1 protein-coding gene is annotated in these 1,706 nt (G+C 66.1%); it reads left to right on the top strand.

Annotated elements, in window-relative coordinates; all coding sequences use genetic code 11:
- The first annotated feature begins 112 nt into the window (after positions 1-112).
- Positions 113-1,690: an IS1634 family transposase gene (locus J5X07_RS12700; RefSeq protein WP_208480042.1), complete on the top strand. Its 1,578-nt coding sequence runs from the start codon at positions 113-115 to the stop codon at positions 1,688-1,690.
- Positions 1,691-1,706: the final 16 nt, after the last annotated feature.

Below are 1,706 nucleotides of genomic sequence, written 5' to 3'. Positions count from 1 at the left end.
CCTGACTCGTGACACCTTGGTGGGTTGTGGGTGGGCTGGTGTGAGTTTTCGTTGTTATTGCGGTGTCGGGGGTCTGGTGGTGGGGCACTAAGAGACCATATGGTGCGGTGGTATGAGCCCGTTTCTACGCAGGGTCAGGACCTCCTCGGGGGCCACGGCGGTGCAGATCGCGGTCAAGGAGGACGGCGTGCGCCGGATCGTGGAGCACCTGGGCTCAGCCCATAACAAGACCGAGCTGGCGGCCCTGCTGGAGGTCGGACGGCAGAAGATCGCCGCCTGGCAGGGTCAGGGGCTGCTGGACCTGGAGTCCCTGGAACCAGCAGCGGGACGAACCGGCTTGGCCTCCACCACGGTGGAGACCAAGTGCTCGGGCCTGCTGTGGGACGTTCTGCACGGGGCCTGCACCCGTCTGGGACTGAGGAACGCCACTGGAGGTGATCGGGCCTTTGAGCAGATGGTTCTGGCGCGTCTGATCGAGCCGACATCCAAGGCCCAGGTGCCCCGCGTGCTAGGTGACCTGGGCCTGGAGTCGGTCAGTACCAGGACCTTGTTCCGCTCCCTGGGCCGCTGCGTCGAGCGAGGCTACCGGGAGGCGATCTCCCAGGCCCTGTTCGATCACGTCACCGCCAGTGGGGGCCTGGCCCTGTGCCTGTACGACGTCACCACGCTCTACTTCGAGGCCGAGAAGGAGGACGACCTGCGCAAGGTCGGCTACTCCAAGGACAGGAGGGTCGACCCCCAGGTCATCGTCGGGCTGCTGGTCGACCGGGCCGGCTTTCCTCTCCAGGTCGGCTGCTGGGAGGGAAACAAGGCTGAGACCACCACGATCATCCCCATCGTGGAGGCCTTCCAGGCCGCCCACGGTATCGAGGAGCTCGTCATTGTCGCTGACGCCGGCATGCTCTCGGCGGCCAACCTGGCGGCCCTGGATGAGGCCGGAGTCGGCTTCATCGTCGGGGCCCGCACCACCCGGGCCCCGGGGGATCTGGAGGCCCACTTCCACTGGGCCGGGGACGCCTTCACTGATGGGCAGGTCATCGACACCATCACCCCCAGGAGGGGCTCGCGCAGTGAGCGGGACAAGAGCCGCAAGTCCGAGCCGGTGTGGGACCCGGTCACCCATCCGGGTTCGTGGCGGGCGGTATGGGTCTGCTCCAAGCGCCGTGCGGCCCGGGACAACCAGACCCTGACCGCTCAGGCCAATCGCGCCAGGGCCGTCATCGCCGGCGAGAAGCGCCCCAAGGGCACGCGGTTCGTCACCGTCCATCAAGGCGATCAGGTCCTTGATGAGGCCTCCATCGCCAGAGCCCGTTCCCTGGTGGGGCTCAAGGGCTACGTCACCAACATTCCCTCGCATCTGATGGACGCTGGCAAGGTCGTCTCCTCGTATCACGAGCTGTGGCACGTCGAGCAGTCCTTCCAGATGAGCAAGCACGACCTGACAGCCCGCCCCGTCTTCCACCACACCCATGACGCCATCGAGGCCCACCTGACCGTGGTGATGGCCTGCCTGGCCGTAGCCCGCTACCTCCAGGACACCACCGGTATCAGCATCGCCAGGATCGTGCGCGAGCTACACGGCCTGCAGGAGGTCACCATCAACCTCAACGGCCACCAAATCACCGCTCAGCCCCAGCTCACCCAGGCCGCAGCAGAAATCCTCAAATCCCTCAAGCCCCCAGGACACTAAAGCGTCAGGAGTCAGG

Source organism: Actinomyces bowdenii (assembly GCF_017592395.1).
GTDB lineage: Bacteria > Actinomycetota > Actinomycetes > Actinomycetales > Actinomycetaceae > Actinomyces > Actinomyces bowdenii.
The sequence above is the reverse complement of the archived record's forward strand: the minus strand, read 5'-3'. Positions and strand labels throughout refer to the sequence as shown.

Excerpts from the sequence above, each read along its gene's own strand:
- J5X07_RS12700 (WP_208480042.1), top strand. The coding sequence starts at position 113 with ATGAGCCCGTTTCTACGCAGGGTCAGGACCTCCTCGGGGGCCACGGCG.